General features: G+C 62.9%; 1 protein-coding gene. It reads left to right on the top strand.

The features are described from left to right. Positions 1-765: type VI secretion system tip protein TssI/VgrG (gene tssI / locus CAG25_RS28105; protein ID WP_143493013.1), on the top strand; the 765-nt coding region annotated here is incomplete at both ends.

Genomic DNA, 765 nt, shown 5'->3' with positions numbered 1-765 from the left:
AAAGGCGAAGAAATCCACTGCGACGAATACGGCCGCGTGAAAGTCCAGTTCCACTGGGACCGCGACGGCCAGGCCGACGACAAGACCAGCTGCTGGCTGCGCGTCTCCAGCGCCTGGGCCGGCGCCCAGTATGGCGGCATCGCCATCCCGCGCATCGGCATGGAAGTGCTGGTCACCTTCCTTGAAGGCGACCCCGACCAGCCGCTGATCAGCGGCTGCCTGTACCACAAGGAAAACACCGTCCCCTACGCCCTGCCGGCGAACAAGACCCGCACCACCTTCAAGACCCTGAGCTCGATGGGTGGCGGCGGCTTCAACGAACTGCGCATCGAAGACAAGAAAGGCCAGGAACAGATCTTCCTCCATGCCCAGCGCGACTGGGACGAAAACATCGAACACGACCAGAAAATCCGCGTCGGCAACGAACGCCACGACGTCGTGGAAAAGAACAGCTACACGGAATTCAAGGCCGAAGAACACCACACGGTTTACGAAGACCGCAAAGTCGAAGCACGCGCCAACGACCACCTGACCGTGGGCGTGAACCAGCACATCAAGATCGGCACCGGGCAATTCATCGACGCCGGCCAGGAAATTCACCTGAGCAGCGGGATGAAGGTGGTGCTGGAAGCCGGGGCCGAACTGACGCTGGTCGGCGGTGGCAGCTTCATCAAGATCGATGGCGGCGGCGTGACCATGAGCGGGCCGGCGATCAACATCAACTCCGGCGGAGGACCGGGCAGCGGCACCGGCGCCGCCCCACTG

The organism is Pseudomonas sp. B16(2017) (assembly GCF_002113205.1).
Taxonomy (GTDB): Bacteria; Pseudomonadota; Gammaproteobacteria; order Pseudomonadales; family Pseudomonadaceae; genus Aquipseudomonas; species Aquipseudomonas pharyngis.
Note: the sequence above shows the minus strand (reverse complement) of the source record. Positions and strands in the feature narration are given on the sequence as shown.